The sequence below is a fragment of the Plesiomonas sp. genome (assembly GCF_051650925.1).
In the GTDB taxonomy this organism is placed as follows: domain Bacteria; phylum Pseudomonadota; class Gammaproteobacteria; order Enterobacterales; family CAMTGL01; genus Plesiomonas.
The window spans coordinates 1-1238 of sequence record NZ_JBOFRH010000532.1; the positions used below are offsets into that span (position 1 = coordinate 1).

2 protein-coding genes are annotated in these 1238 nt (G+C 50.5%); one reads left to right on the plus strand and one right to left on the minus strand.

Annotated features, from left to right (window positions below):
- Positions 1–380: 380 nt before the first annotated feature.
- Positions 381–650, minus strand: coding sequence for a YihD family protein (locus tag ACRC27_RS12665; RefSeq protein ID WP_010862924.1), 270 nt, complete (start codon positions 648–650; stop codon positions 381–383).
- 236 nt (positions 651–886) lie between these two features.
- Between ACRC27_RS12665 and mobA the strand changes: the two genes are divergently transcribed.
- Positions 887–1238 (plus strand): molybdenum cofactor guanylyltransferase (gene mobA / locus ACRC27_RS12670; protein WP_438640036.1); only part of this gene is annotated, 352 nt, incomplete at its 3' end.

Below are 1238 nucleotides of genomic sequence, written 5' to 3' on the forward strand. Positions count from 1 at the left end.
GAGGTGTTAATATCCGTGTTGATATTCTTGACCGGAATGGTCGATTTTTGCTGCGGATCTGGCTGCATTCCCGCTCTCCCTCGCTTGCTCCGCCACCGGCTGGCTAGGCGCAGATGCTTCCCTCGTTCGGCTGGGTTCCACCTGAATCGATACCTGCGCTAATACTCCACAAATTCGCGCCCAGTATAACGCAGCCGCGCCCCACATAACGCAACTTTTTATTATCACTTTACTTACATCAAGGCGAAAAGGGCTACCGAGACGCAATCATCACCAGCAAACCATATTTTGGCCATAAAAAAACGCCACGCGCTATACGTGACGTTTTGCATTGATTTGCGTTACGCTAACCCACGGCTAAGCGGGGCGCTCGCCTGCGATCAGTCTTTGATGATCCCACGTGCACGCAGCAGCGCGGTTTTAAAGTCATCTTCGTAATCTTTGGCCAGACCTGGGATTGGCGCAGCTTTATCGGCCTCACGCATCTTCAGGTGATAAATCAACACATCATCGGTCAGATCGTTGAAATCACCGGTAAAACCCGCTTCCTGCGCCAGTTTTTGTAAAAAGGCAATCAGGTTCAGATCGGGCTCTTTTTGCCAAGCCGGATGCAGCAGTTCAATTAATTCATTTACGCGATGGCATTTCATTGCAGGTTTACCTTCTGTTTTCCCGCACCCTGGGGTGCCGTATGTGCATTATTATCCCTGAAAAATAGCAGGGTTTACCGTCACAGCACAAGATCTGGGGCCAAAATGCAACTTTCTGCAGTGAAACTGCCGCTATATGCAGCTAAAGATAATGCAATTATTATGTATCTGAATATTTCAATTCTGGAAAGCAGCGCTAAAATGAAGCCGGAATTCAGCGAGCAAAGAAGGTGGCAGTGAACACAGTGATTAGCGGTACCATTCTGGCCGGAGGCCGGGCTACACGCATGGGCGGCGACGATAAGGGATTACGTCAGGTCGCCGGTCATCCTTTATACTGGTATGCCGTGCAACGCCTGCAACCGCAGGTCAGCAGTCTACACATTATCGCCAATCGCAATTTGCATAGTTATGCAGAAAGTGGTTTTCCTGTTTATCCCGATAGCACTCCTGATTTTCCTGGCCCCTTGGCCGGTATGCTGACCGCCTTACAACACTGTACGACAGAGTATGTGGTCTGTGTGCCCTGTGATAGCCCACTTTTGCCACGCGATCTGGTCGCGCGCTTCGCCCAGCAGATCGGGGATG